This is a genomic window from Streptomyces canus 299MFChir4.1 (genome assembly GCF_000383615.1).
Taxonomy (GTDB): Bacteria; Actinomycetota; Actinomycetes; order Streptomycetales; family Streptomycetaceae; genus Streptomyces; species Streptomyces canus_C.
Window position 1 is genome coordinate 14519 of record NZ_KB911596.1, and the last position, 23018, is coordinate 37536.

At 68.7% G+C, this 23018-nt stretch carries 25 protein-coding genes; 13 read left to right on the plus strand and 12 right to left on the minus strand.

Annotated features, from left to right (window positions below; all coding sequences use genetic code 11):
- Positions 1-30: 30 nt before the first annotated feature.
- The 4 genes from H293_RS0127970 to H293_RS0127985 all read right to left on the minus strand — a co-directional run bounded on the left by H293_RS0127970 (position 31) and on the right by H293_RS0127985 (position 2690).
- Positions 31-888: a fumarylacetoacetate hydrolase family protein gene (locus H293_RS0127970; RefSeq protein WP_020121134.1), complete on the minus strand. Its 858-nt coding sequence runs from the start codon at positions 886-888 to the stop codon at positions 31-33.
- 126 nt (positions 889-1014) lie between these two features.
- On the minus strand, positions 1015-1728 hold the full coding sequence (locus tag H293_RS0127975; protein ID WP_020121135.1) for a YidC/Oxa1 family membrane protein insertase: 714 nt from the start codon (positions 1726-1728) through the stop codon (positions 1015-1017).
- An 87-nt stretch (positions 1729-1815) separates the two neighbouring features.
- Positions 1816-2127 carry a DUF6412 domain-containing protein gene (locus H293_RS0127980; protein ID WP_020121136.1) on the minus strand — a complete coding sequence of 104 codons (312 nt, stop codon included), beginning with the start codon at positions 2125-2127 and terminating at the stop codon, positions 1816-1818.
- Positions 2128-2162: 35 nt separating this feature from the next.
- Positions 2163-2690, minus strand: coding sequence for a winged helix-turn-helix transcriptional regulator (locus tag H293_RS0127985; protein WP_033415745.1), 528 nt, complete (start codon positions 2688-2690; stop codon positions 2163-2165).
- A gap of 68 nt (positions 2691-2758) precedes the next feature.
- Here H293_RS0127985 and H293_RS0127990 point away from each other — a divergent pair, with 68 nt between their 5' ends.
- Positions 2759-4159, plus strand: coding sequence for an MFS transporter (locus H293_RS0127990; RefSeq protein ID WP_028808260.1), 1401 nt, complete (start codon positions 2759-2761; stop codon positions 4157-4159).
- A gap of 5 nt (positions 4160-4164) precedes the next feature.
- On the opposite strand, the gene H293_RS0127995 is transcribed toward H293_RS0127990, so the two are convergent.
- Positions 4165-4977: a class E sortase gene (locus H293_RS0127995; protein ID WP_020121139.1), complete on the minus strand. Its 813-nt coding sequence runs from the start codon at positions 4975-4977 to the stop codon at positions 4165-4167.
- Positions 4978-5263: 286 nt separating this feature from the next.
- On the opposite strand from H293_RS0127995, the gene H293_RS0128000 reads away from it, so the two are divergent.
- From H293_RS0128000 to H293_RS0128010, 3 genes are all read left to right on the plus strand, one after another.
- The gene (locus H293_RS0128000) at positions 5264-6736 is read left to right on the plus strand and encodes a glycoside hydrolase (protein WP_028808261.1); all 1473 of its coding nucleotides are present in this window, start codon (positions 5264-5266) and stop codon (positions 6734-6736) included.
- 100 nt (positions 6737-6836) lie between these two features.
- Positions 6837-7847 carry an SEC-C domain-containing protein gene (locus H293_RS0128005; RefSeq protein WP_020121141.1) on the plus strand — a complete coding sequence of 337 codons (1011 nt, stop codon included), beginning with the start codon at positions 6837-6839 and terminating at the stop codon, positions 7845-7847.
- A 197-nt stretch (positions 7848-8044) separates the two neighbouring features.
- Positions 8045-8893: a hypothetical protein gene (locus H293_RS0128010; protein ID WP_028808262.1), complete on the plus strand. Its 849-nt coding sequence runs from the start codon at positions 8045-8047 to the stop codon at positions 8891-8893.
- A 538-nt stretch (positions 8894-9431) separates the two neighbouring features.
- Here the strand turns inward: H293_RS0128010 and H293_RS0128015 are convergent.
- Positions 9432-9911: a hypothetical protein gene (locus H293_RS0128015; protein WP_078612683.1), complete on the minus strand. Its 480-nt coding sequence runs from the start codon at positions 9909-9911 to the stop codon at positions 9432-9434.
- Positions 9912-10129: 218 nt separating this feature from the next.
- Positions 10130-10894, minus strand: a complete 765-nt coding sequence (locus H293_RS0128020; protein WP_028808263.1) for an SDR family NAD(P)-dependent oxidoreductase — start codon at positions 10892-10894, stop codon at positions 10130-10132.
- Positions 10895-11184: 290 nt separating this feature from the next.
- Here H293_RS0128020 and H293_RS0128025 point away from each other — a divergent pair, with 290 nt between their 5' ends.
- Entirely contained in the window at positions 11185-14331 is a 3147-nt protein-coding gene (locus tag H293_RS0128025) for a DEAD/DEAH box helicase (protein ID WP_051138167.1), read from the plus strand.
- Between the two features lie 79 nt (positions 14332-14410).
- On the opposite strand, the gene H293_RS0128030 is transcribed toward H293_RS0128025, so the two are convergent.
- Positions 14411-15073: an ATP-binding protein gene (locus H293_RS0128030; protein WP_020121146.1), complete on the minus strand. Its 663-nt coding sequence runs from the start codon at positions 15071-15073 to the stop codon at positions 14411-14413.
- A 203-nt stretch (positions 15074-15276) separates the two neighbouring features.
- On the opposite strand from H293_RS0128030, the gene H293_RS0128035 reads away from it, so the two are divergent.
- From H293_RS0128035 to H293_RS0128060, 5 genes are all read left to right on the plus strand, one after another.
- Positions 15277-16122 carry a helix-turn-helix domain-containing protein gene (locus tag H293_RS0128035; protein WP_020121147.1) on the plus strand — a complete coding sequence of 282 codons (846 nt, stop codon included), beginning with the start codon at positions 15277-15279 and terminating at the stop codon, positions 16120-16122.
- Positions 16122-16325 carry a DUF397 domain-containing protein gene (locus H293_RS0128040; protein WP_020121148.1) on the plus strand — a complete coding sequence of 68 codons (204 nt, stop codon included), beginning with the start codon at positions 16122-16124 and terminating at the stop codon, positions 16323-16325. The genes H293_RS0128035 and H293_RS0128040 overlap by 1 nt, the downstream gene beginning before the upstream one ends.
- A gap of 12 nt (positions 16326-16337) precedes the next feature.
- A complete protein-coding gene (locus H293_RS50095; protein ID WP_063746939.1) occupies positions 16338-16556 on the plus strand; it encodes a hypothetical protein in 219 nt (72 codons plus the stop codon).
- Positions 16553-17542 (plus strand): BtrH N-terminal domain-containing protein, encoded by a 990-nt coding sequence (locus tag H293_RS0128050; RefSeq protein WP_020121150.1) that lies wholly within the window; start codon positions 16553-16555, stop codon positions 17540-17542. The genes H293_RS50095 and H293_RS0128050 overlap by 4 nt, the downstream gene beginning before the upstream one ends.
- A 226-nt stretch (positions 17543-17768) precedes the next feature.
- A complete protein-coding gene (locus H293_RS0128060; RefSeq protein WP_020121152.1) occupies positions 17769-18071 on the plus strand; it encodes a zinc-ribbon domain-containing protein in 303 nt (100 codons plus the stop codon).
- A 40-nt stretch (positions 18072-18111) separates the two neighbouring features.
- Here the strand turns inward: H293_RS0128060 and H293_RS0128065 are convergent, their stop codons facing one another.
- Positions 18112-19647, minus strand: a complete 1536-nt coding sequence (locus H293_RS0128065; RefSeq protein ID WP_106968423.1) for a sigma-70 family RNA polymerase sigma factor — start codon at positions 19645-19647, stop codon at positions 18112-18114.
- A 204-nt stretch (positions 19648-19851) separates the two neighbouring features.
- Here H293_RS0128065 and H293_RS0128070 point away from each other — a divergent pair, with 204 nt between their 5' ends.
- Entirely contained in the window at positions 19852-20268 is a 417-nt protein-coding gene (locus H293_RS0128070) for an SsgA family sporulation/cell division regulator (protein ID WP_020121154.1), read from the plus strand.
- A 7-nt stretch (positions 20269-20275) separates the two neighbouring features.
- Here H293_RS0128070 and H293_RS0128075 read toward each other — a convergent pair whose 3' ends face one another.
- A complete protein-coding gene (locus H293_RS0128075; protein WP_020121155.1) occupies positions 20276-20848 on the minus strand; it encodes an HAD domain-containing protein in 573 nt (190 codons plus the stop codon).
- Positions 20849-21088: 240 nt separating this feature from the next.
- On the opposite strand from H293_RS0128075, the gene H293_RS0128080 reads away from it, so the two are divergent.
- On the plus strand, positions 21089-21469 hold the full coding sequence (locus H293_RS0128080; protein WP_020121156.1) for a hypothetical protein: 381 nt from the start codon (positions 21089-21091) through the stop codon (positions 21467-21469).
- A 13-nt stretch (positions 21470-21482) separates the two neighbouring features.
- On the opposite strand, the gene H293_RS0128085 is transcribed toward H293_RS0128080, so the two are convergent.
- Positions 21483-21917, minus strand: a complete 435-nt coding sequence (locus tag H293_RS0128085; RefSeq protein ID WP_020121157.1) for a DUF2267 domain-containing protein — start codon at positions 21915-21917, stop codon at positions 21483-21485.
- 90 nt (positions 21918-22007) lie between these two features.
- Entirely contained in the window at positions 22008-22433 is a 426-nt protein-coding gene (locus H293_RS0128090) for an Hsp20/alpha crystallin family protein (RefSeq protein WP_020121158.1), read from the minus strand.
- Between the two features lie 153 nt (positions 22434-22586).
- Here H293_RS0128090 and H293_RS0128095 point away from each other — a divergent pair, with 153 nt between their 5' ends.
- Positions 22587-22886, plus strand: a complete 300-nt coding sequence (locus tag H293_RS0128095) for a hypothetical protein (protein WP_020121159.1) — start codon at positions 22587-22589, stop codon at positions 22884-22886.
- The last annotated feature ends 132 nt before the right edge of the window (positions 22887-23018 follow it).

Below are 23018 nucleotides of genomic sequence, written 5' to 3' on the forward strand. Positions count from 1 at the left end.
CGTGCGTCCCCGGCTCACCCAGCGGAGCGTCTACGCGTCCTTGAACTCCTGCCGTTGCCGCCCGAGCCCTGAGATCTCCAGCTCCACCACATCCCCGGCCCGCAGATACGGCTTGGGCTCGGGCTCCCCCATCGCGACCCCGGCGGGCGTGCCCGTGTTGATCACGTCACCGGGGTACAGCGTCATGAACTGGCTGACGTACCGCACCACTTCACCGACGGGGAAGATCTGCTCGGCGGTCGTGCCGTTCTGCTTCGGCTCGCCGTTGACCCACAGCTTCAGGGACAGGCTCTGCGGATCCGGAACCTCGTCCGCGGTCACCAGCCACGGTCCCAGGGGGTTGAAGGTCTCGCAGTTCTTCCCCTTGTCCCAGGTCCCGCCGCGCTCGATCTGGAACTCCCGTTCGGACACGTCGTGCGCCACCGCGTATCCGGCGACATGGGCGAGCCCCTCCTCGGGGGACGACAGGTACCGGGCCGTGCGCCCGATCACGACCGCCAGCTCGACCTCCCAGTCGGTCTTCACCGACCCACGGGGGACCAGGACCGTGTCGTACGGTCCCACCACGGTGTCCGCGGCCTTGAAGAAGATCACCGGCTCGGCGGGCGGCTCGGCCCCCGTCTCGCGCGCGTGGTCGTGGTAGTTCAGGCCGATGCACACGATCTTCCCGATCCGCCCGAGCGGCGGCCCGACCCGCAGGCCCGTGGCGTCCAGCGCGGGCAGGTCCCCGGCCTCCGCGGCCGCGCGGACCCGGCCGAGTGCCGCGTCGTCGGCGAGCAGCGTCCCGTCGATGTCGTCCACGACACCCGACAGGTCCCGCAGGACCCCGTCGGCGTCGAGCAGCGCGGGCGTCTCCGTTCCCGCCGTACCGACTCGCAGCAACTTCATGATCACAATCTCCCTCGATCGCGGGGCGCCCCCCGACGGGTGCAGCCATCGGATGACTGGTCGATCCTCCAAGCTGAGCGTCCGGTCCGCAATACCCGGTTCACGTACTGGACCGTCACACACCGGTCAGCGATAGAGGGCGGCCCTCTCGACCGCGGCCCACGTCGAGCTGGTCACCACGTACAGCGCGGCGGCCAGGGGCACCACCGCCACGGTGAAGAGCGTGAAGAAGGACATGAAGGGCATGAGCCTGGTCATCGCGCCCGCCCCGGGCACCGGCTGCCCGTCCGTCACCGGCATGACCGGGTTCGTGGCCATCATCCGCTTCGTGCGGCGGTAGTTGAACGTCGCCACCACTACTACGAACGCGAAGAGGCAGACGTACACGAGGCCCTCTGCCCCGAACACCCCGCCATGACCGAGCGCGTCCGCCCAGCGGCCGCCGAGCGGCGCGGCGAACAGCTCGTGGCCGAGCAGTTCGTTCGCCTTGCCGCCGATCGTCGTGTTGGAGAAGAGGTGGTAGAGCAGGAAGAACGCGGGGAGCTGGAACAGCCCGGGCAGACAGCCGGACAGCGGTGAGACCTTCTCCTCGGCGTGCAGGGCCAGCACCGCCTTCTGGAGCTTCTCGGGCTGGTCCTTGTGCCGCTTCCGCAGCTCGGCGATCTTCGGCTGGAGCTTGGTGCGGGCCTTCTGGCCGCGGGCGGCGGCGCGGGACAGGGGGTGCACGAGCAGTCGTACGAAAGCGGTGAACAGGACGATCGCGGCGGCGGCCGCGGTGGCGCCGAACAGAGGGTGCAGCAGGTCGGCGAGGTGTTGGACCAGATCAGCGAAGACGGACATGGGTGAGCCCTCCGGGGGTCTCGTCGTGCCGGAAGTGAGGAAGGCGGCATGACGACCCGCGCGGGGTGTCCCTGAAGGAGTGAGCCCCTACGCGGCGGTCGCCGGGAGGGCGTGACCGGGCGCTCGGGGGCGGGGGCGGCCCTTGGCGTCGGGGTCGCGTTGCGAGAGGAAGGCCGTACGGCGCGCGCGGTCGCGGATGGCGGTGCGGACCCGGGTGGGCGGTACGGCGGGCGCGCAGCGCGAGGCGATCAGCGAGCAGGCGGCGAGCGCGGAGCCGGCCGCCGCGGTGGCGGCGAGCGCGACGGCGGCGGAGAGGCTGCCGGCATCGAGCAGGACGAGGTCGAGGACGAGGAGCAGCAGCACGGCGGCGGGGCGCGGTGTCGTCCAGTTGCGCGTCATGGCCACCTCCCCTCTCGCCGCGAGTCCTCCCCCGGTTATACCTGATCGACCGCGATCGGCTGCAGGAGCCTCTTCGGCCGGAGCAGGGCCCGGCTGACCGGATTCGCCGGGTCCGGGTCGAGTCCGGGGCCCGGCACCATGAGGACGTCCTCGACCGGTACGACGATCCCGCAGGCGGGGCATTCGCCGTAGGAGCCGAGTTCGGTGCCGCACTCGGCGTGCTGGAAGAGGCGCAGCACGGTTTCGGCGTAGTGCTCGCGGCCCCAGCGGCCGAGGGCGCGCAGGGCGGGCCACAGGGCGATGCCGCGGTCGGTGACGACGTACTCGTCGCGCGGCGGGGACTCCTGGTACCGGCGCTTCTCAAGGATTCCCTCCTCGGTGAGCATCTGGAGGCGGGCGGCGAGGACCGCGCGCGGGATGCCGAGGTGGACGAGGAAGTCGTTGTAGCGCCTGACGCCGTAGAGGGCGTCGCGGACGACGAGCAGGGTCCAGCGCTCGCCGACGATCTCCAGCGCGCGGGCGATCGAGCATTCCTGTGTCGCGTAGTCCTTGCCCAGTGCCATGACGCCCACTGTAACCATTTTCCGGTCATGGGTTCAATGACCGAACCTAGCCTGCTACGGTTCTCGGCATGACTAGGTTCAATGAACGAACCCTCACTGCCCTCACTGGGGTGAAGCCGCCGCCGACCGACCCGGCGACGCCCGCCCGCCCCGGGGCCACCCTCGCCCTGACCAGCGCCGCCACCGCCGTGGCCCTCATGACGTACACCGCGCCGATGGTCACGCTCCCCGACGTCGCCGCCGACCTGCACACCCCGCTGTCCGCCCAGGCCTGGCTCCTGAACGGCACCCCGCTCGGCCTCGCCGCCCTCCTCCTGGTCGCCGGCAGCCTCGCCGACGACTACGGCCGCCGCCGGATCTTCGTCGCCGGCACCCTTGCCCTCGGCCTCACCACGGCCCTGGGCGCGCTCACCTCGTCCACCTGGCTGTTCACGCTGGCCCGGATCGCCCAGGGCGCGGCCAGCGCGGCCCTCCTCGCGAGCAGCCTGGGTCTGATCGTGCACGCCTTCCCCTCCCCCAGAGGCCGCCTGCACGCGACGGGCGTGTGGGGTGCGTTCGTGAGCGGCGGCATCGCGGTCGGCCCCCTGCTGAGCGGGGCGATGCCGAACTGGAGAGTGTCCTACGGCGTCCTCGGCTTCGCCACCGTGCTCGTGGCCGCCCTGTCCGCACGGCTCCTGACCGAGTCCCGGGCCCCGCGCGGCGGCCGCCCGGACCTCGCCGGCGCGGTGGCCTTCGGGCTCGCCCTGGTCGCCCTGGTGGCGGCGCTGACCCTGGGCCGGGACGGCTGGCTGCGGGCGCCGGTCGGCCTGTTGCTGCTGGCGTTCGTCGTCCTGCTCGCCGTGTTCGCCGCGGTGGAACGCCGCTCGGCAACCCCGATGATCGACCTGGGCCTGCTGCGCCACCGCCGTTTCCTCGCGTCGTCCTCCGGCGGACTGTTCACGGGTCTCGCGGTGATCGGCCTGTTCAGCTTCCTCCCGGCCCTCCTCCAGCAGACCGTCGGCCTGTCCGCGATGGACACGGCCTGGCTCTTCCTCCTCTGGTCCGGCCTGTCCTTCGTGGTCGCCCTCCAGGTCCGGCGGCTGGCCGGCCGGGTGCCGCCGCGCTGGCAGCTCGCGATCGGCTTCCTGCTGCACGCGGCGGGCGTGCTGACCATGCTGGGCTCGCTCGACGAGGGTTCCTGGGTACGGCTGCTGCCGGGCCTGGTGGTCGCCGGCGTCGGCAGCGGCCTGCTGAACGCGGCGCTCCCGCTGCTCGCCGTGGAGTCCGTCCCGGCCGCGCGGGCGGCGATGGGCTCGGGCGCCCAGCAGACCTTCCGCTACATCGGCTCCTGCGCCGGAGTCGCCCTGACGATCGCGCTCGCCACCTCCTCCGGCGGCGGCCTCGCCCACGGCGCGGACATCGCGATGCTGGTGTCGGCGGGACTGGCGCTGGTGGCGGCCGCGAGCGTGGTGGGACTGCGGGAGCAGTGACGCCGTCAACGCGGGCGCGTCGAGACGAGCGTGCCCCACACCACCAGCCGGTACCGGGACGTGTACTCCGGGGTGCAGGTGGTGAGGGTGATGTAGTGACCGGGCTCGGTGTAGCCGTGGGCGGGATGGACCGTCGAGCGCGGAATCGGGCCGATCACTCCCGAGTCGCGGGCCGAGGTCTGGCGCAGGGTTTTGTCCACGGCGTACGAGTAGACCGCGCTCCGCGTCTCCACCTGGACGGTGTCCCCGGGCGCGAGCCGGTTGACATACCGGAAGGGCTCGCCGTGGGTGTTGCGGTGCCCGGCGAGCGCGAAGTTCCCGGCGCCGCCCGGCTGCCCGGTACCGGGGTAGTGGCCGACGTACCCCTTGTTGAGGACGCTCCGCTTGCCGACGCCCTCGGCGACGGGGACGCGGAGGTGCAGGCGGGGGATGCTGAGGACGGCGTACGCCTGGGACAGGTCCGGCGTGACGGCGGAGTGGTCCGGGGCGCCGTCGCGGAGTTGCCGCTCGGCCCGGGAGCCCGGAGACGCCGTAGCAGAGGACGGGGACCCGGATCCGGAATCCGACCCGGACGCGGACCCGGATTCGGCGGCCGTACCGGCATCGGTCCGCCCGCCCCGTCCCCACTCCCGCTCCAGCGCCTCGACCCTGCGCTGAGCGCCCTCCCGGGCCTCCCGGTTGGTCCACCACAGCTGGTGCACGACGAGCAGCAGCAGGACGACGCCCACGGTGACGAGCAGTTCGCCGCCGGTCCACACCGCACGCCTGCGACGCTCGCGCCGACGCCGGGCTCCGTGGTGCATGATGCGCTGCCGCATGGGTCACGCCTCCTCGGACGGGGCCGCCCGCACGATAAGGGCGAGACCTTCAAGTCACCAGTGCCGGGGGCCTCGTAAACCTGAGGGGCGGTCTACGGGACGGCGGTGCGGGGACAGGCGCGTCCGGTATACCCACTTCCTCCACTGGTTTTAGGAAGGGCTGTCAGAACTTGCTGTCACACCTCTCGACAAGCCCACTGGCCACACCCGATGCTTCGTCTGCATGAACGGGGGCAACGACGCCGGCCAGAAGGCGCGCGTCGACCCATCGGAGTTCGGAGTAGCCATGATCCGACGCAGAACGCTGCTGACAGCCGCAGGAGGCACCCTCCTCGGCAGCGCCCTGGCCACCGGTACCGCCCGCGCGGACGCCACGATCGCGGTGAGCCCGGGAACGTCGTACGGCACCTGGGAGGGCTGGGGCACCTCGCTGGCCTGGTGGGCCAACGTGTTCGGCGCCCGGGACGACTTCGCCGACATCTTCTTCACCACCAAGTCGACGTCCTACAACGGCACTTCGCTCCCCGGCCTCGGCCTGAACATCGCCCGCTACAACCTGGGCGCGTGCAGCTGGAACACCGTGAACGGCGAGTCGATGGTCGCCTCCGCCAACATCCCCGCCTTCAAGCAGATCGAGGGCTACTGGCAGGACTGGAACAACGAGGACCCGACGTCCTCGGCGTGGGACTGGACGGCGGACGCCAACCAGCGGGCGATGCTGGTGAAGGCCACGTCCAGGGGCGCGACCTCGGAGCTCTTCGCGAACTCCCCGATGTGGTGGATGTGCCAGAACCACAACCCCTCCGGTGCCTCCGGCGGCGGCAACAACCTCCAGACCTGGAACTACCGCCAGCACGCCTCCCACCTCGCCGCGACCGCCCTGTACGCCAAGAACAACTGGGGGGTGAACTTCTCGACGGTCGACGCCTTCAACGAGCCCTCCTCGTCCTGGTGGACGGCGACCGGCACGCAGGAGGGCTGCCACATGGACGCGTCGGTCCAGTCGGCCGTACTGCCGTATCTGCGCAGCGAGTTGAACAACCGCGGCCTGACCGGCGTGAAGATCTCGGCCTCGGACGAGACCAGCTACGACCTCGCCCGCACCACCTGGAACTCCTTCAGCTCGACGACGAAGGGGTACGTCAACCAGGTCAACGTGCACGGCTACCAGGGCTCGAACGGCCGTAGGGACTTGTTGTACACGGACGTCGTCACGACGGCCGGCAAGAAGCTGTGGAACTCCGAGACCGGCGACGGCGACGGCACCGGTTACACCACGGCCTTCAACCTCCTCTACGACTTCCGCTGGCTGCACCCCACTGCCTGGGTCTACTGGCAGGTCATGGACCCGACGGCGGGCTGGGGAGTGATCAAGTACGACGCCGGCACCCTTCAGGCCGGCGCGATCGAGACGAAGTACTACGTGCTCGCCCAGTTCAGCCGTCACATCCGCCCCGGCATGAAGATCATCGACACGGGCGTGAGCAACGCGGTCGCGGCCTACGACTCCTCGGCCAAGCGCCTGGTCATCGTGGCCCTGAACACCTCCACCTCGGCCCAGACCCTGACCTTCGACCTGTCCCGCTTCACGACGGTGACGGGCGGCTCCGGCGGCCTGGTCCCGCGCTGGAACACGGTGACGACGGGCGGCGACAAGTACGCGTCGTACTCCAACACCTTCCTGAGCGGAAAGTCGGTGGCGGTGCCGTTCGCGGCGAAGGCGGTGCAGACGCTGCAGATCGACGGCGTGACGATCTGAGGCGGGGGTGCGGGCCGGACCCTGACCTCTTCTCCTGTTAACCGGGCCCTGGCCTGCACCTCCCTCTTCTTTGCCACTGATCGGCAGTACGGTGTCACCCATGCGCCCCGACACGCCTGCCGAGAACGTCGACCACAACGCCGAAGCGGCGCGCCTGGAGCGGACCGCCGACCGGTATCCCGAGGACGCCGAAGCCCTGCTCCTGCAGGCAGCGGCCCATCTGGAACTGGCCGGCGACCGCCCCGCCGCGTCCTCCCTCTACGACCGCCTGCTGGCCGCGCAGGACGGTTTGGAGAACCCGTTTCTCGTCCGTGCCCTGAAGGCCGCGAACCTCTGGGAGTACGGTCACGAGGCCGAGGCCCGCGCGATCATCGAGGGCGTCCGCGGGGCGGCCCCCCGGGACCCGGCCCCCTGGGTGATCGTCGCCGAGGCTCTGGAGTCCCACGACGAGCTGGAGCAGGCGCAGGAGACGTTCACGGAGGGCGCCCGGGTCCTCCTGACGGACGTGGCGGAACCCCCGTACTCCACCCATCCCCTGCTGTTCGGCCGCCACCGCGTCCGCCGCATGCTGGGCCTGGCCCACGACGACTGGGACGTCCTGGCGGACACCCTCCACTCCTCCCCGGTCTCCCTGGACGAACTGCACGACCCGAAGCGCGTCTGGTCGCTCGGCTCGGAGAACCCAGCGGAGCTGGAGGCGGAGATCTCCCGCCTGCGCGCCGAACTCGGCACGTTCCGGGCGGCGTTGTCCCGCCCCTTCCCGGTGGCGGTCCTGCACTGGTCTGCGGGGGAGCTGGCGGAACTGGTGGCCGGATACCCCTCCCTCTCCTCGGAGTACCCCTCCCACGAGGAGCACCTGGCGACGATAGAGGCATCCCTGCGCGAGCTCGCCGCCTCCGGCACCCCGAACCTGGGCATCGTGTCGGGCACGGTCCCGTCGTACGAGGCCTTCGCAGCCTCGGAGGGCACGTCCCCGGCAGAGGTCTCCCTGCTCCCCCAGTACGCGACGACCCTGGCGGCCCGGGGCCGCGCGGTGGAGTGGCCGCCGCAGCGGGGGGCGGCTTGCTGGTGCGGGTCGGGGCGGGGGTATGGGGAGTGCCACGGGGAGTGACACGGGAGTGACACTGGTGGACTGGGGCCGGGGGATGTGTTCCCCGGCCCTCTCCCTTTCCCTCAAGTGCCGGAAAAGACGCACTATTTACCCAAAGGATCTTCACTGACTGTGAAGCATGTCCCTAAGATGCGGAGATCAACAGGCCTGACCAAGAGGGGACTTGGACGGGCCTCTCAATTTCCCGTGGGGGATTCATGCGTATACGCGTTGCGGCCGCCGTCGTTTCCGGTGCAGCCGTTCTGTCCGCGCTCGCTCTTCCGGTGACCGCCCAGGCGGCGGTACGGACGGGTGCGGAGGCGAAGCTCAGTTCCTTCACCTCGCGCTCCGTTCAGCCGAGGGACTCGTTGGGGAACATGAAGTTCTCGCACGCGGTCATCAACGGGGGCAAGGACATCGTCCTCGGAACCACCGGCACGAAGACCGTCAACGTCACCTACACCGCCAAGGACGAGAGCGGCGTCGCCGTCACCGAGGCCTTCCTGTGGCAGGGCACCGACAGTTCGACCACGGACGGCATCACCGGCGGCCTGGGGACGGACGACGACCCCGACTGCACGGAGACGGCGACCCAGGGCACGTACACCTGCAAGGCCGTCTTCAACATCCACCCCGCCACCGACATGAAGGACAACGGCGTGGCAGGGACCTGGAAGCTGTTCCTGGGTGGCTGGGACCTGTACGCGAACGCCAGCTACGACGACGACGTCGCCACCGCCTCGATCAAGAAGGCCTCCACGCTGACCGCCAACGCCACGCCGGAGCCGGTCAAGAAGGGCAAGACCATCACGGTCACGGGCAAGCTCGCCCGCGCGAACTGGCAGACGGGCAAGTTCGCGGGCTACGTGTCCCAGCCCGCGAAGCTCCAGTTCCGCAAGAAGGGCAGCAACACCTACACCACACTCAAGACGGTCAAGACGAACAGCACGGGCGTCCTGACGACCACCACCAAGGCCACGGTGGACGGTTACTACCGCTACGTCTTCGCGGGCACCGCCACCACCGCCGCAGCGACGGCGCCCGGCGACTTCGTCGACGTCAGGTAACCAGTCCGACAGCACCGCGCGTCGACCATCCGGTGCCGGGCCGCCATGCAGCATGGCGGCCCGGCATCACACCATTGGGGCGCTGGCGGCGTGCGGTGCGAGAGCCGGCGAATCCCGTCTTGCTTCGTGGGTCACGACCGCAGACGTCCCCGCTCGGTGGACGCGGTCGCGGTCGTCGGGGCGGACAACCTGTGCCGGGGCGCGCCTGTGCCGGTTCAGCGGATCCATGTCCGGGCGGTTCTCCCTCGTGGGCGGTCCGTGGACATGGCACTCCTGGTACCGACGGACCGGGCCACGGCCGCACCCGCCCGGCTCCCGCGCGCCGACGACCAGCTCCCTGCTATAGCAACCTAGTTCGGATGGGGCGGAACGGCTATGGCGGGGTGGCCCCCTGCCGCCGCACCTCCATCCCCCTGCGTTTCGTGCCCGGCGGGCGATGCGTCGACGATCAGCGCAACCCGGACATCGTCCCCAACCCCGCCGGACAGTTGTGTGCGCTGCCGACCGCCGCCACCACCCGCAACACCTGCACAGGCGATCAGCCGCACCGGATGTCCGGGGTGCTGAGGGTGTACTTCACACCGCCCCGGCTCAGTGACCCGCTCAGGTGGATGCACTCGTTGGTCGCGTCGAACCAGGTGTAGACCGGCCCGGCGTAGTAGTGGTAGTTCACCGGGTGCTCCGGCGGCGGGTCGGCGGTGTAGTCGCCGCTCTCGTCGTGGAGATACAGCGTGATGTTGGATGCCAGTCCGTCGTACGGGCTGGAGAAGAACTTCGCGCAGTTCCGCTTGGTCGAGGCGTTCCAGTAGGTGCGCGCGTAGCCACCCCCGCTGCTCCCCGAAGGGCTCTTGGCCCAGTAGTTCTTGCCGTCCCAGGTACCGCTGCACTCAACGGCCGTCGGAGCGGCAGCAGTTGTCTCCCCGCTCGGTGCCGCCTGCGCGGTCGGAGCGGCGACCAGTCCGAGCATCAGCGCCATGACGCCGAGGCCGAGCAGCTGTGTTCTCCGTAAACGCCTCATCCGCAACTCCCGTGGTGCGATGCCGTTAAGCCGGTACATGACACGAGCACTCCAAATGCTCTGCTCGCCCCAGAACGGGCATCCCCCTTTTCACGAAATCGCTACCTGATGACGACATACGAGGCGCCCTCGGCTCTCGGCATCGGGACACAGGCCAGAAGTGCTTCACCCCTGCGCGCGAACCCGCCACATCGCGTGGGCGGTTGCAGAGCTGCTGCTCAACCGGCTCTCATCGCATCCGAGATGGACTTGACCCCACCGTGCGCGGTAAGCCCCCCGTCCACGGGAATCTCCGCCCCCGTGATGAACGAGGACTCGTCGCTCAGCAGAAACACCACAAGCGGAGCGATGTCATCAACGGTCCCGCTCCGCCCCAACGGCGTCTCCCCGATCGTCGCGTCCCGGAAAGCCTCTGTGGCCCCGGCAGTCATCTCGGTCTCGATGTACCCGGGATGCACGGTATTGACCCGAATCCCCCGAGGCCCCAACTCCATGGCGGCAACCTTGGACACCCCGCGCAGAGCCCACTTGCTGGCGGTATAGGCGACGGGGTAGTACCCGGTGAGCGCGGCCGACGACCCGACGTTCACGATGGACGAGCAGGGCGGCATGAGCGGGGCGAGGTACTGAATCCCCAGCAACGGCCCAACGGTATTCACGGCCTGCACCCGCGCGAAGTCCTCGGCCCGCACACTGTCGATCCGATCCCGCTGAATGATCCCGGCGTTGTTGACCAGCCCGTGCACCTGGCCGTACGCCTCCTTCAGCTCAGCAGCGAACTCAGCCCAGTCGGCCTCACTACTGACATCAAGCCGCCGGCACTCACCGCCCTCCGGCCGCACATCAGCACCCACCACCGTGGCCCCGGCCTCCTGCAAGGCGGCAGCCTCGGCGGCGCCCTGCCCGCGAGCTGCGCCGGCGACGATCACGACCTTGCCGGCCAGCCGCCGGGTCTGCTGATCACTTTCGGAGATCCGAATCATGGCGGAAAACATAGCCGTAGTGGGTAAGCAACCCTCTTGCCCCTACTCGGCGATCTCCCCAAACCGTTCGGCATGCGTCGGCACCGACGCCACCAGGCGATCCACGACCCGTCCGCGAACTCCAGGTCGTGGTGCCGCCCGCAGCAGGTCGTACGCCGTTGTGGCCTGGCAGGCGTGGCGCGATCTCACCGTCGACTGCCTGAAAATGATCACTTTTCTGTGCGGCGCCTCGAATGTCAGTGGTTGCTGTTAGAACTGATCCCCATCGGTGGGAGATCGAAGGAGCAGTCGTGGCGGATGCGGGGGACCCGACGCAATTGAGCGAGGGCGTCTACGAAAAGCTCGTCACTCAGGATCTTCACGATCAGATGGCGGGCCTCGAAGCCGCAGGATGGAAGGCCATCGACGCGGAGGTGAGCAAGGAATCCACGCCCTACGTACTGGCCCGACACATCGGTGAGGCGGTGGGACGCAGGTTGGCACAACTCCCCCAGAGGGAGCAGGTGGCCGTCGCCAACCACATCATGCAGTCGTTGGCGGCCAGCGCGCCCGACCCGGACGAGGACGGGATCAGCAACACCATCGCCGATGGTCCTCGTCAGTTGCTGGCCGTCGCCGAACCAGAGGCCCCTGGCGTATACGCGATCCGTCCACTAACGCCCCTCTCCGAGACGGCTCTGATCACCAACGCTCCAGACGACCCCAATCTGGGCGCCGAACTGCGTGCGGAACTTGCAACGGCCAACCGCATCGACCTGCTGTGCGCATTCGTCAAGTGGCACGGCATAAGGGTGCTTGAAGATTCACTCCGCGCGGCGACGGAGCGGGGAGCCAAAATCCGGGTCATCACGACCACCTACATCGGAGCCACGGACCGCCACGCCGTGGACCGTCTGGTCCGAGAATTCGGCGCCGAGGTCAAGATCAATTACGAGATCCGCTCGACGCGCCTTCACGCGAAGGCCTGGTTGTTCCATCGCAATACCGGCTTCAATACGGCCTATGTCGGCAGCTCCAACCTGTCCAAGGCCGCACTGCTGGACGGTCTGGAATGGAACGTAAGGCTGTCGTCGGTCGCCACGCCCCGAGTACTCGACAAGTTCGAGGCGACATTCGACGCGTACTGGAATGACTCCTCCTTCGAGTCGTACGACCCCGATGAGGACGGCGAGCGACTCACCGATGCCCTGGCCCGCGCGGGCGGAGGCGGGTCAGGTGAAGACCTCAAGATCAACCTTTCCGGACTTGAAGTACAGCCGTTCCCTCACCAGCGGGACATGCTGGAACGGCTTCGCGTGGAACGCTTGATCCGCGGCCACCACGAGAACCTCCTGGTCGCGGCGACCGGCACCGGCAAGACCGTCATGGCGGCTTTGGACTACCGCACTATGCGTGACCAGCAGGCGGGACAGCTCCCCCGGCTACTTTTCGTCGCACATCGCAAGGAGATCCTTAAGCAGTCTCTGCGCACCTACCAAGAGGTACTCGCCAACGCTTCCTTCGGCGAGTTGCTCTTCAACGGCCAGGAGCCCAGCGAATGGACTCACGTGTTCGCCAGCGTCCAGTCCCTCAACCTCCAGCGCCTGGAACAGCTCGCACCGGACCACTTCGACGTGATCGTCATCGATGAGTTCCACCACGCCACGGCGGGCACATACCGTCGCGTCCTGGACCACTTCAAGCCGACGGAGCTGCTCGGTCTCACCGCGACGCCGGAGAGGATGGACGGGATCAACGTCCAAGACGAATTCTTCGAAGGCCGGATCGCTGCCGAAATGCGACTGTGGGAGGCGCTCGAAGCCGACCTGCTGTGCCCCTTCCACTACTTCGGAATCCCGGATGGCACGGACCTGACTCAGCTGAACTGGCGTGCGGGTTCCTACGATCGGGACGAGCTCGGCAATGTCTACACGGCCAGTGACGCTCGGGCTCTCATCGTCATCAAGCAGGTAAAAGACAAGATCGCCAACCCTGCGGCCATGCGGGCCCTGGGTTTCTGCGTGACCAAGGCGCACGCACACTTCATGGCGAGGCAGTTCGACAAGGTCGGCTTCCAGGCTGCGGCTCTCGACAGTGACTCGACTGCCGCAGAGCGCGAGCGGACACTGAAAGATCTCAAAGACGGCAAGATCCAAGTCATTTTCTCAGTGGACTTGTTCAACGAGGGTCTGGACATCCCCGACGTCGACACCCTCCTTCTTCTGCGCCCCACGAACAGCGCGACCGTCTTCTTGCAGCAGCTGGGGCGCGGTCTTCGCCGTACGCCGAACAAACCGGTGCTGACGGTTCTTGACTTCATCGGCCAGCACCGGGCTGAGTTCCGCTTCGAGGAGCAGTTCCGCGCGCTGACGAACCTGTCTCGCAACCGACTGGTCGACGGCATCGAGCGCGACTTCCCCCACCTCCCCTCCGGCTGCCAGATCATCTTGGAGGGGAAGTCCAAGAAACTCGTGCTCGACAACATTCGCACACAGCTCAACGCCACTATCAACACGCTCGCCAAGGAAGTCAGGGACTACAGCACGCCCACTCTCGATGCCTATCTGCGCGAGAGCAGGCGCGACATCAAGGAGCTCTACAAGAGCGACAACTCGTGGACCAAGGTCCTGCGTAAAGCGGGCGTCGTGAAGGAGGCCCCGCTTCCCGGCGAAGAGGACCTCCTCAAGCGCGTCCACGCTTTCCTCCACGTCGACGATCCTGAACGGGCCCAGATGTATCTGCGCCTGCTCGCCGACGACTCCCCCGATTACGACTCCCTCAGCCACGCCGAACAGGCATACGCCCGCATGCTCTTCTTCAACCTGTGGGACAAGGCGGGCGGCTTCTCCGGCTACCGGGAGGGCCTGGAATCCTTGCGAGCTCAGCGCCTGCTCCGGGACGAACTCCAGCAGGTGCTGTCGTATGTTCTCGACCGCACCGACCATTTTCCCATCGCCCTTGAAGGACCGCTCAGCCACCTCCCCCTGAAGATCCACAGCGCGTACAACCGTTCCGAGGTCTTGGCCGCGTTGGGGGTTGCACGGCTGGGTGGACAGATGCCCGGAGTCTTCAGCCAAGGCGTGAGCTGGATCGAAGAGATCAAAACAGACGCCCTGCTGATCACCCTGGAGAAGAACGAGCGGGACTTCTCTCCCAGCGTCCGATACAAGGACTACGCGATCAGCCCCACGCGCTTCCACTGGGAATCGCAGGGCAACACACCGGAAAGTTCCCCGACAGGTCTGCGCTATCAGCAACACGAGCAGCAGGGGAGCCACATCCTGCTCTTCCTCCGCCGCTACAAGCGCAACGCCATCGGCAAGTCGGAGCCGTGGGTGTTCCTGGGCCCGGCCACCTACGTGGATCACGCCGGCAGCAAGCCGATGGCGATCACGTGGGATCTCCGTCACGAGCTCCCGGCCGATGTCTGGACGTACTCGACCATTGCAGCCGGATAGCCACGGAGGACTAAGCCGCTATCGGCAGACGCGGTCAGGCTTTTCACCGCCGCCCACGGCCCGAGTCCTCCTCATCCCCTCAGGTGGCGAGGACTTCAGTGTCTTCAGCCTCTACCTCGAAGCGTGTCTGTGCGCGGTCCAGGGCCTCATCGGCGTCGCGTCCGTGAGCCCTCAACCAGTGAAGGACGTCGACCATCACATCGATCGCCGCTTCTTCAACCACCGCCACCGCTCCGGCCCCCGCCAGCCATAGGCGTTCCTGTTTGCCGCCGTAGCCGCCCAGCAATGCCTCCACTCTGCTCACACGGGCGCCCCCGGTGTGCCCCTCGGCTGAGAGCAACCCTGTCGGCAGCTCACACCACGTCACCTTCTGGTCGGCCCGAAGCTGAACGCCCCAGCGGTCAGTCACGGCACTGACCAGCGACATGCCCCTACCGGCCTCAGCATCCAGTCCGGCATCAAGGAGCACCGGCAGGGCGCGAGTGTCGGAGTCGTGGACCTCAATCCGTAGACGGGGTCCGCTCATGGACACCACGAGAGTGGCGGGGGTACCGGCGCCCACGTGCCTGATGACGTTCGATACGAGCTCGCTAACGCAGAGCTGAGCGGCATCGACGACACCATGAAGGCCCCACAACCCCAAGTGAAGCCGCATGATTCGCCGGAGCGCCGCGGCCTCCTGCGGTTCCGCGGTGAAGGGAAGGCTCCAGGGCTTCCTCGGGACACCAGCGATGCAGTCCATCCATCAACACCTCATTGCTCTCGTCGAGTTGCCGGGTGCAACTACCCGCCTACAGAGAGTTGCACTGCAACTCTCAAAATGGAACTCTCATCTCTTACCTCTGGTGGTGCGGCCAGACAACGAGCGCCCCCGGCGCGCGCCACCTTGCCGTCTCCTTGGGACAACCAGGACGATCTGCTAGATCGACACGAAGGGCCGCAGGAATGGCAGTTGGACCCACGACACGAAGGCGCCAGCTCGGCGCCGACCTCCGCCGTCTCCGCGAGCGAAAGGGGTTGACCCTCGAAGAGGCAGGCACCCGCGTCGGCATCTCGAAGGCGACCCTGAGCCGCTACGAGACGAAGGAAGGGACCGTCAAGTGGCCTGCCGTCGACGCCCTCTGCCGCGAGTACGACGCCTCCGACGAGGAACGCCTCGCCCTCGTAGAGCTTGCGAAGGGCGCCAAGATCCAGGGCTGGTGGCGCTCCCTCGACGACCCCATCCCCGAGTCGATGAACCTCATGCTCACGCTTGAGGACGAGGTCGTACGCGAAGACCACTACGCCTGCATGTACATCCCCGGTCTCCTGCAGACCCGCGGCTACGCGGAAGCCGTCCACCGTGCTTCGGAAGTGCAGTGTCCCGAACGCGAAGTTCAGCACATGGTCGACATCCGCATGAAAAGGCAAGAGCTCCTCGAACGCCAGGAACCCCCGCTGCTGTGGTGCGTTATCGATGAGGCGGCACTGCGGCGCAGAGTGGGCGGCTCCGAGGTCATGCAGGACCAGCTCCAGCACCTACTCACCGTGGCGCAACGACCGCATGTCACCGTCCAGGTGCTCCCCTTCTCGTCAGGTGCGCACGCGGCTTCCGTGGGCAGCTTTGCCGTCCTGAGGGGGCCGACGCCTGAACTGGACGTGGTGTACGTGGACTTGCTCGGCGGTGGCCTCTTCATGGAGAAGCAACGAGAACTGGAGCGTTATAGATTGGCGTTCGAGTACCTCAGCGCACAGGCGCTCGACCTTGAGTCCTCGGCGGCGGTCATCCGCCGTATAAGCAAGGAGCTTTGATGACGAAGGCACCGACGCACGAGTGGTTCAAGTCCTCCTACAGCGGAGGCAGCGGAACCGAATGCGTGGAGGCCGCCGTCGTTCAGCCCGAGATCCTCGTACGGGATTCCAAGGCACCTGAGCGCCCGTACCTCGTCATATCAGCGGGAGCCTGGTGCAACTTCCTGTCCGTTGTGCGTCGTACACCCCCCGGGCACTTCTAGGAGCAGATGACCGTGCGCGGACCGCACCTGGGTACTCCCCTGCCCGCGCCGCTGCCGTTGCGGACCGTCGGCGATCTCCGTGCCGCCGAGGTTTCGTCGGAGGCGGATCTGAGCTCGGTCGCGTCGGTGATCGTCGACTACCGGGGCAGGATCCGTCTCTGCCAAGACCCTGACTTCGGCACAGCGGTACATGGCCAGGCCGATCACCCCCACCAGGAGCGCACCGCGTGACCACCCTGACCGGCATCGACCCCCGCGGCCTGCACCACTGCGAAACCACCACCCTCGGCGTGCTCCTCCGCCACCAAGGCATCGACCTCTCCGAACCCATGCTCTTCGGCCTGGGCCGCGGGCTGTCCTTCATCTACTGGGACAGTAAGAGCATGGGTTTCCCTTTCCTCGGGGGGCGGGTCAAGCCGTTCGAGTTGACCAGGAACCTGGCCGGCACGCTCGGGTTGGAGCTCGTGGTTCGGGAGACCGGCTCGGCGCGCAAGGGGTGGGCCAACGTGGTGGAGGCCATTGATGGCGGTCGGCCCGTGGGGTTGCAGCTCGACAGCTATCACTTGGACTACTTCGGGACGAAGGTGCACTTCGGGGGGCATGTCGTCGCGATGTACGGCTACGACGACCGGCTCGCCCACCTCGTGGACACCGAGCAGCAGGGCGGAGCGGTGTCGACCGGGCTGGAGAGTCTCGCGCGGGCCAGGGCCGCGCGGGGGCCGATGACCGCCAGGCACCGGTCGTTCACCCTCACCGCTCCCCAGGACCTGCCCCCTCCCCGTCACAGCGTCGTTTCCGCCATCACCGGCTGCGCCCACGCCTTCCTCAACCCGCCCATCGCCAACCTGGGTCACCGTGGCATCGAGAAGAGCGGCAAGCTCGTACGCACCTGGCTGCGGCGGAGCGACGATCCTCGGCAGGATCTGCCGCAGGCCGCCCTGCTGATGGAGAAGGCCGGTACGGGCGGTGCCCTGTTCCGCAACCTCTACCGTGACTTCCTCGCGGAGTCTGGCGAGTTCGTCGACAGTGATCATCTGCGCACCGGACAGCGGCTGTACGCCGAGGCCGCCGCCCTGTGGACGGAGGTCGCCGCGCAGATCACCGAAGCCGGTGAGTCGGGGGACGAACAGTTCCTCGTACAGGCGGGCACCGCCCTCCTCGAACTGTCACGCATCGAGCGCGAGGCCATGGAGGCGCTGAGCCGCCTGGAGGGCTGAACCGAGTCCCGGTCCGGGCAGATGAGGCCGGGTGAGGCCTCATGAAGGTCGCCGACAGACGTGCCGTGCCGTGCGCTGGATCACAGCAGAGGAGTTCGCCGGGCTGCATCCTGTCTCCGAGGAGGACCTGGTCTTCCTCGACGGCGTACTGCCGCGGCTCTGAGCGGTCGGACGTCGGCTGCGGGGATACTGCCTCTCAAGCACCGACCCGGAAGGCGACGACACCATGCTCATCCTCTTTGGCACCAAGGGCTACCTGTACCAGCTCGCGATACTCACCCTGGTGTGCGGGCGGTGCGGGAACCCGGCCGCGCACACCCTGCGCAAGCGCGTCACGAAGTTCACGCTGTTCTTCGTGCCGCTGTTCCCGATCTCCACCAAGTACGCGACGCAGTGCACCTTCTGCGGTGCGGAGAACAAGGTGAGCGCGCAGGAGGCGGAGCAGTTGGAGGCGCAGGCCGCCGCCGGTGGCGGGCAGAGCGGTCAGGTGTACGGCGGTCAGGCTCCGCAGCAGCCGCACCAGCACTGAGGTCTCAGCCGGACTTGCGGGCCACCTCGCCGTAGAAGCCTCAGGCGGCTCCCATCGCCTGACTGGGGACGGGATCGCGTCCGTGTCCGTGTCCGTGTCCGCAGTCGTCACCGGTGGTCGGGGGTTCCGAGTACGTCGGCGGGTCAGGCGTCTCCTCGACCGGCGGAGGATCAGCGGGCGTTGGGGTGCCGGGCTCCGGTACGGGCGTCTCGTCCCCCGGCGCGCCGGGCTTCGGCTTCCTGGGCTCGGGCTTGGGCTTGGGCCGCTGTTTCTTCGGCGGAACCGGCGTCGGCTTCACGGGCGGCTGCGGCGGCTGCGGCGACTGCGGCGGCTCATCCCCCGGTGAGGGCTCCGCAGGGCCGGGCCCGGGGTTCGGCACCTCCGGCGTCCCCGGCGCAGGCTGCTCCGGCTCCGGCGTCCATGGGTCGCCGATGGCACTCCCGCCCTCACCCTCAGAACCGCCCGAACCGTACCCGGCATCCCCGGTGACGACCGCCCCCGCGGACGGCCCGGCAGCCGGATCCCGCACCACAGGACTCTGCGCCACCGGCCCCTGTGCCACCGGCCCCCGTCCCGGCGAAGTCGCCGTCGCTGGGGACTCGTTCAGGCCGAGGGTCAGTACGACCGCGACGGCCGCCGCGACCGCCGTACCGGAGGCGAGGGCGGCCTTGGTCTTCGGACCCGCCGCACGGGCCGTACGAAGAAGACCCGGCCCGGTCACAGAAACAGAACCACCAGCCCCCGCCGAACCCACCGAACCCGCCATCAGCGACGCCAGGAACTTCCCCGTGCCGCCGCCGCCCACCACGAAGACCAGCAGCGCGGGGCCGACGAGCGCGGGCAGCCTGTTGTTGGCGCGGATCAGGACGGCTTGGCGGCCACGGCACCCGTCGCAGGCGTCGACGTGGGCGAGGAGGCGCTCGGACTGACGCGGGGTCGCGTTGCCGCGGACGTAGGCCGGCATCCGGACCCAGTGGACCTCGCACGCGGGATCGTCGGGGGCCTCGGTCTGCGAGCGCAGGAACGCCTGGCGCATGCCCTCGCGGGCCCGGTGCAGCAGTACGGCCGTGGCGCCCTGCTTGGCGCCGATCTGCCGGCCGACGGTCTCCAGGGGCTGGCCCTCGGCGTCGGCGAGCCACAGGGCCCGCACCCAGCGTTCGGGGAGTTCGCCGAGGACACGCACCAACAGGTCGGTGGCGGAGACCTGTTCGGCCGGGTCCGCCGCATGTCCGGCCGACGCCTGCTCAGGGACCTGTGGGAACTGCGGGACCTGCGGGTCGCGCGGGGTCTCCTGCGTGGCGCTCGCGACGGAGGACGCGAGGTGCCGGACGGTCGTCATGAGGTACGCCGGGACGTTGTCGATCTCGTGTCCCGCGGACAGTCGCCGCCACACCCGGAAGTGCGCCTCGGCGACGAGGTCTTCGGCCGCCCAGGTGTTACGGGTGAGCGAGCGGGCATACGCGACGAGGCGCGGCTGCTCCTGCTCGTAGATCCGCACGTACGCGGCGGTCACGGCGGTCTCGGCGGTCGTGGAGGGGGACGTCCGGGCGGGCACTCGGGCCGGTCGATCGGTCATGCAGGAACGCTCCAGTTCCCGGCGGTCGGGGCGCGGAAGGGTTTGTCGGCGTAGATGACAAAACTTTCAATGATTCAGTTCCGGCCGTGATTCAGATCACACGAACGAACTCCGGCCCCGCGTAATCGATCGGTACTTCTGGGGCTCGACAAGGCAATTGACCCTCACACCCTCACCGCACATCCGAGACGGAGACCGCCGCTCATGCGCCCCACCACCCTGAGACAGACCGTCCGCGCCCGCCTGATCACCTCCGGCCACCCGGAACTCCCGGTGCGCCCCACGCTGCGCTACAGCTCCGCCGAGCCGTTCGCCGTGCACATCGACTTCCCCGCCCAGGTCTCGGCCGACGGCGAGGGCCTGACGTGGATGTTCGGACGGGCGCTGCTGGAGGAGGGACTCGGGACACCGGCCGGGGAGGGGGACGTACGCATACGGCCGTACGGATGGGCCCGGACCGTCATCGAGTTCCACTCCCCGCTGGGCCTCGCCGTGATCCGCTTCGGTACGGCCGGCCTCCGCCGCTTCCTGCTGCGCTCCTACGACGTCGTCGAACCCGGTGCCGAGGACCTGGGCCCGGACCTCGACCACGGCCTCGCCTCACTGCTCGACGAGGTGTGAGACACCCTCACAGGCCCCGTGCGAAGGCGGCGAGTTCGGCGAAGTCCGCTTCCCGGAGCCCGAGTCGGGGGTCGACCCGGTGCAGCAGGGCCGGGCCGTCATGGTGTGCGGCCACGAACTGCCGGTCCCTGTCGTCGAGTTCGTCGTCGAGCCAGGCGAAGGGGCGGCCGTCGGCGTGGGTGACGAGGTGGCGGGTCTTCCAGAAGGTGCCGTTCGGGCCGGGGGTGAGGGTCGTGGGCCAGTCGACGACGGGGAGGGCCGGGAGGCCGAGGACGGGGGCGATGTAGGTGTTCGCCTCCTGGCGCCACGTGGTCGCCCAGACGAGGTCGTAGCGGTCGGCGAGGGCCAGCAGCGCGGGTCCGTGGTCGGGGTTGAGCCAGACCCGCAGCGGTTTGACGGCGGACGGGGGCAGGCCGGGGTGCTGGGCGATCCAGCCGTCGGGCTTCATGCGGTGGGTGGTGTAGCCCTCGGGCCGATGCTCGGGCCGGGCGGCATAGGGGTTGAGGGGCCCGTCGACGTCGAGGTAGAGCAGGGCACGGCCCGTGCCGCCACCGCCACCGCCACCGCCACCGCCGCTCATGATTCCTCGCGCCGGCGTTGTTCCCGTTCCGTCCGAGTGAGTGCGTACTTCACGTTGCCGCCTTCTCCCCTCGGTTGCGTGCGTGAGGGAAGACTCGCCCGAACCGTGCCCTTCGCGCCAGCCGTTTCCACGTCCCGTCTGTGACAGCCCTGTTGCCGGAAGTGTGGGCTCCGCCACAGCCGTACGCCTCCCCTCCTGCTGAACTCTGCGGACGCGGAAACGAGCAGTGAGGGGGCCGGGATGTCGTCGTTGATTCCGCGTCTGCGCGGTACCGCCACGCTCGCGGGGGCCGGGGCGCTCGCCGTGTACGTGTGGGGGCTGCTGCATCTCGTCGGCGCGGTCCTGGAGGCGGAGGACGGCGGCACGGGCTCCGCGCCGCTGCCCCCGTGCCGCGGGAACGAGCAGGTCGCCCAGGTCATCGACTACTCGGTCGGCTACCTCCCCCTCTCCTTCGACTGCGAGACGACGGGCGGCGGCAGCTACACCGCCGACGTGATCCCCGCGTACGTCAATCCGGCCGCCGTGGGCCTCGCCCTCGCCGCCGTCGGCTGTGCCGTTTCCTCCGCGTATGTGTCGGAACTGCGGCTGCGCGCGGAGGCGCGCGAGGGCGGGGCCGGGTGAGCGGGCGGGTGCGTCAGGCTGCTCGGGCCAGTTCCGCCTTGCCGAACAACAGGGCGTAGCCGGACGGCAGTTGGGCCAGAACGCGATCGACGAGCTCGTCGCCCACCAGCTCCGGCAGCACGCTCAGGACCGAGCTGACGTGCCAGCGGGCCGTCGCCGGAGTCGCGCCCTCGATGCGGCCGGCCACCGCGTCCACGAACTCCGGTGCGGCCAACGGCCTGGTGAGCGGAATCCGGGAGGCGACAAGCCTGGCGGCCTCCTCGGGCAGGGCCCGGGCGAGGTCGACACGTTCGTCGCCGGTGACATGGCCGCCGAGGGCGGACAGGACGACGCGGACGACCTGTTCCGCCTCCGCCGCGGTCGGGTACTGCCCGGCATCCCGCACGGCGTCGACGAGGTCGCTCCACCGTGTCGTTCTGGTCGCTCGTTCCGCGCTGAGTGCGCTCATGTACGGGTCTCCTGGGGGTCGTTGCGCCCCGCGGGCGGTTCGGCCGGCCCGCGGGGCACGACTGCCTGGTTCGTTCTTCGGCCGCCGCGGTCAGCGGCTGATCTCCTTGCGGCCGCTGTCGCCGCCCGAGATCTGGATGCGGCGCGGCTTGGCCTGCTCGGCCACCGGGATGCGCAGGGTGAGGACGCCGGCGTCGTACGAGGCGTCGATGCGTTCCGTGTCGAGGGTGTCGCCGAGGAAGAGCTGACGGGTGAAGGAGCCCGTGGGGCGCTCGGCGACGATCATCTCCGCGCCCTCGGGGGCGGGGCGACGGCGCTCGGCGCGGACGTTCAGGACGTTGCGCTCGACGTCCAGGTCGATCGTCTCGGGGTCGACACCGGGGAGGTCGAAGTGGACGACGAAGTCGTCACCCGACCGATACGCGTCCATCGCCATCGCGGCGGGACGAGCGTTGGAACCGAATACCTGCTGCGTGAGCCGGTCGAACTCACGGAAGGGGTCGGTACGCATGAGCATCACGGTCCATCTCCTTTCCACAGACTCTGCGGTGCGATGCCCTACGCCTTCTTATATAGCTCGAAGCCAGGAAACTTGACAAGCTCCGACTCAGGTTCGCCCGTCGGATCCGGTCCGGAGTTAGCCTCGGGGCACATCGACGAGGAGGCAGACATGGCGAAGGTTCCCAGCTCGGTGGTCGCGGCGGGCGGCCTCCTCGGCGGGTACGGCGTGGCCCGCTGGACGAGGAAGCGCCAGCTGGGCGGGGCGGTACTGGCCGTCGCCGGGGCCGCGGCGGCCCAGCAGTGGCGGGCACGGGCCGGCGGGAAGGCGGCCGGGGCACTGACGGCCGCGTACGTGGCCGCCTTCGCCGGGTCCCACCCACTGGCCAAGAAGGTCGGCGCGTGGCCGGCGGTGTTCGGGGCGGCGGGGGCGGTGGCCCTGGCGTCGTGGGCGGTGGCCGATCGCAAGTAAGCGGGGCGCCTAACAGGGTGCCTCGCGATGTCGTCGGGCGGGTGCGGGTGCGTTGTGGCTGGTCGCGCAGTTCCCCGCGCCCCTGGGTAAGTGCAGTCACGCCGACCAGGACGGGACCGTTCGACACCTTCC

What these genes read in the sequence shown, in the direction of transcription:
- H293_RS0127970 (WP_020121134.1), bottom strand. Translation starts at nt 888, where the DNA reads ATGAAGTTGCTGCGAGTCGGTACGGCGGGAACGGAGACGCCCGCGCTG.
- H293_RS0127975 (WP_020121135.1), bottom strand. Translation starts at nt 1,728, where the DNA reads ATGTCCGTCTTCGCTGATCTGGTCCAACACCTCGCCGACCTGCTGCAC.
- H293_RS0127980 (WP_020121136.1), bottom strand. Translation starts at nt 2,127, where the DNA reads ATGACGCGCAACTGGACGACACCGCGCCCCGCCGCCGTGCTGCTGCTC.
- H293_RS0127985 (WP_033415745.1), bottom strand. Translation starts at nt 2,690, where the DNA reads ATGGCACTGGGCAAGGACTACGCGACACAGGAATGCTCGATCGCCCGC.
- H293_RS0127990 (WP_028808260.1), top strand. Translation starts at nt 2,759, where the DNA reads ATGACTAGGTTCAATGAACGAACCCTCACTGCCCTCACTGGGGTGAAG.
- H293_RS0127995 (WP_020121139.1), bottom strand. Translation starts at nt 4,977, where the DNA reads ATGCGGCAGCGCATCATGCACCACGGAGCCCGGCGTCGGCGCGAGCGT.
- H293_RS0128000 (WP_028808261.1), top strand. Translation starts at nt 5,264, where the DNA reads ATGATCCGACGCAGAACGCTGCTGACAGCCGCAGGAGGCACCCTCCTC.
- H293_RS0128005 (WP_020121141.1), top strand. Translation starts at nt 6,837, where the DNA reads ATGCGCCCCGACACGCCTGCCGAGAACGTCGACCACAACGCCGAAGCG.
- H293_RS0128010 (WP_028808262.1), top strand. Translation starts at nt 8,045, where the DNA reads ATGCGTATACGCGTTGCGGCCGCCGTCGTTTCCGGTGCAGCCGTTCTG.
- H293_RS0128015 (WP_078612683.1), bottom strand. Translation starts at nt 9,911, where the DNA reads ATGAGGCGTTTACGGAGAACACAGCTGCTCGGCCTCGGCGTCATGGCG.
- H293_RS0128020 (WP_028808263.1), bottom strand. Translation starts at nt 10,894, where the DNA reads ATGATTCGGATCTCCGAAAGTGATCAGCAGACCCGGCGGCTGGCCGGC.
- H293_RS0128030 (WP_020121146.1), bottom strand. Translation starts at nt 15,073, where the DNA reads ATGGACTGCATCGCTGGTGTCCCGAGGAAGCCCTGGAGCCTTCCCTTC.
- H293_RS0128035 (WP_020121147.1), top strand. Translation starts at nt 15,277, where the DNA reads ATGGCAGTTGGACCCACGACACGAAGGCGCCAGCTCGGCGCCGACCTC.
- H293_RS0128040 (WP_020121148.1), top strand. Translation starts at nt 16,122, where the DNA reads ATGACGAAGGCACCGACGCACGAGTGGTTCAAGTCCTCCTACAGCGGA.
- H293_RS0128060 (WP_020121152.1), top strand. Translation starts at nt 17,769, where the DNA reads ATGCTCATCCTCTTTGGCACCAAGGGCTACCTGTACCAGCTCGCGATA.
- H293_RS0128065 (WP_106968423.1), bottom strand. Translation starts at nt 19,647, where the DNA reads ATGACCGATCGACCGGCCCGAGTGCCCGCCCGGACGTCCCCCTCCACG.
- H293_RS0128070 (WP_020121154.1), top strand. Translation starts at nt 19,852, where the DNA reads ATGCGCCCCACCACCCTGAGACAGACCGTCCGCGCCCGCCTGATCACC.
- H293_RS0128075 (WP_020121155.1), bottom strand. Translation starts at nt 20,848, where the DNA reads ATGAGCGGCGGTGGCGGTGGCGGTGGCGGTGGCGGCACGGGCCGTGCC.
- H293_RS0128080 (WP_020121156.1), top strand. Translation starts at nt 21,089, where the DNA reads ATGTCGTCGTTGATTCCGCGTCTGCGCGGTACCGCCACGCTCGCGGGG.
- H293_RS0128085 (WP_020121157.1), bottom strand. Translation starts at nt 21,917, where the DNA reads ATGAGCGCACTCAGCGCGGAACGAGCGACCAGAACGACACGGTGGAGC.
- H293_RS0128090 (WP_020121158.1), bottom strand. Translation starts at nt 22,433, where the DNA reads ATGCTCATGCGTACCGACCCCTTCCGTGAGTTCGACCGGCTCACGCAG.
- H293_RS0128095 (WP_020121159.1), top strand. Translation starts at nt 22,587, where the DNA reads ATGGCGAAGGTTCCCAGCTCGGTGGTCGCGGCGGGCGGCCTCCTCGGC.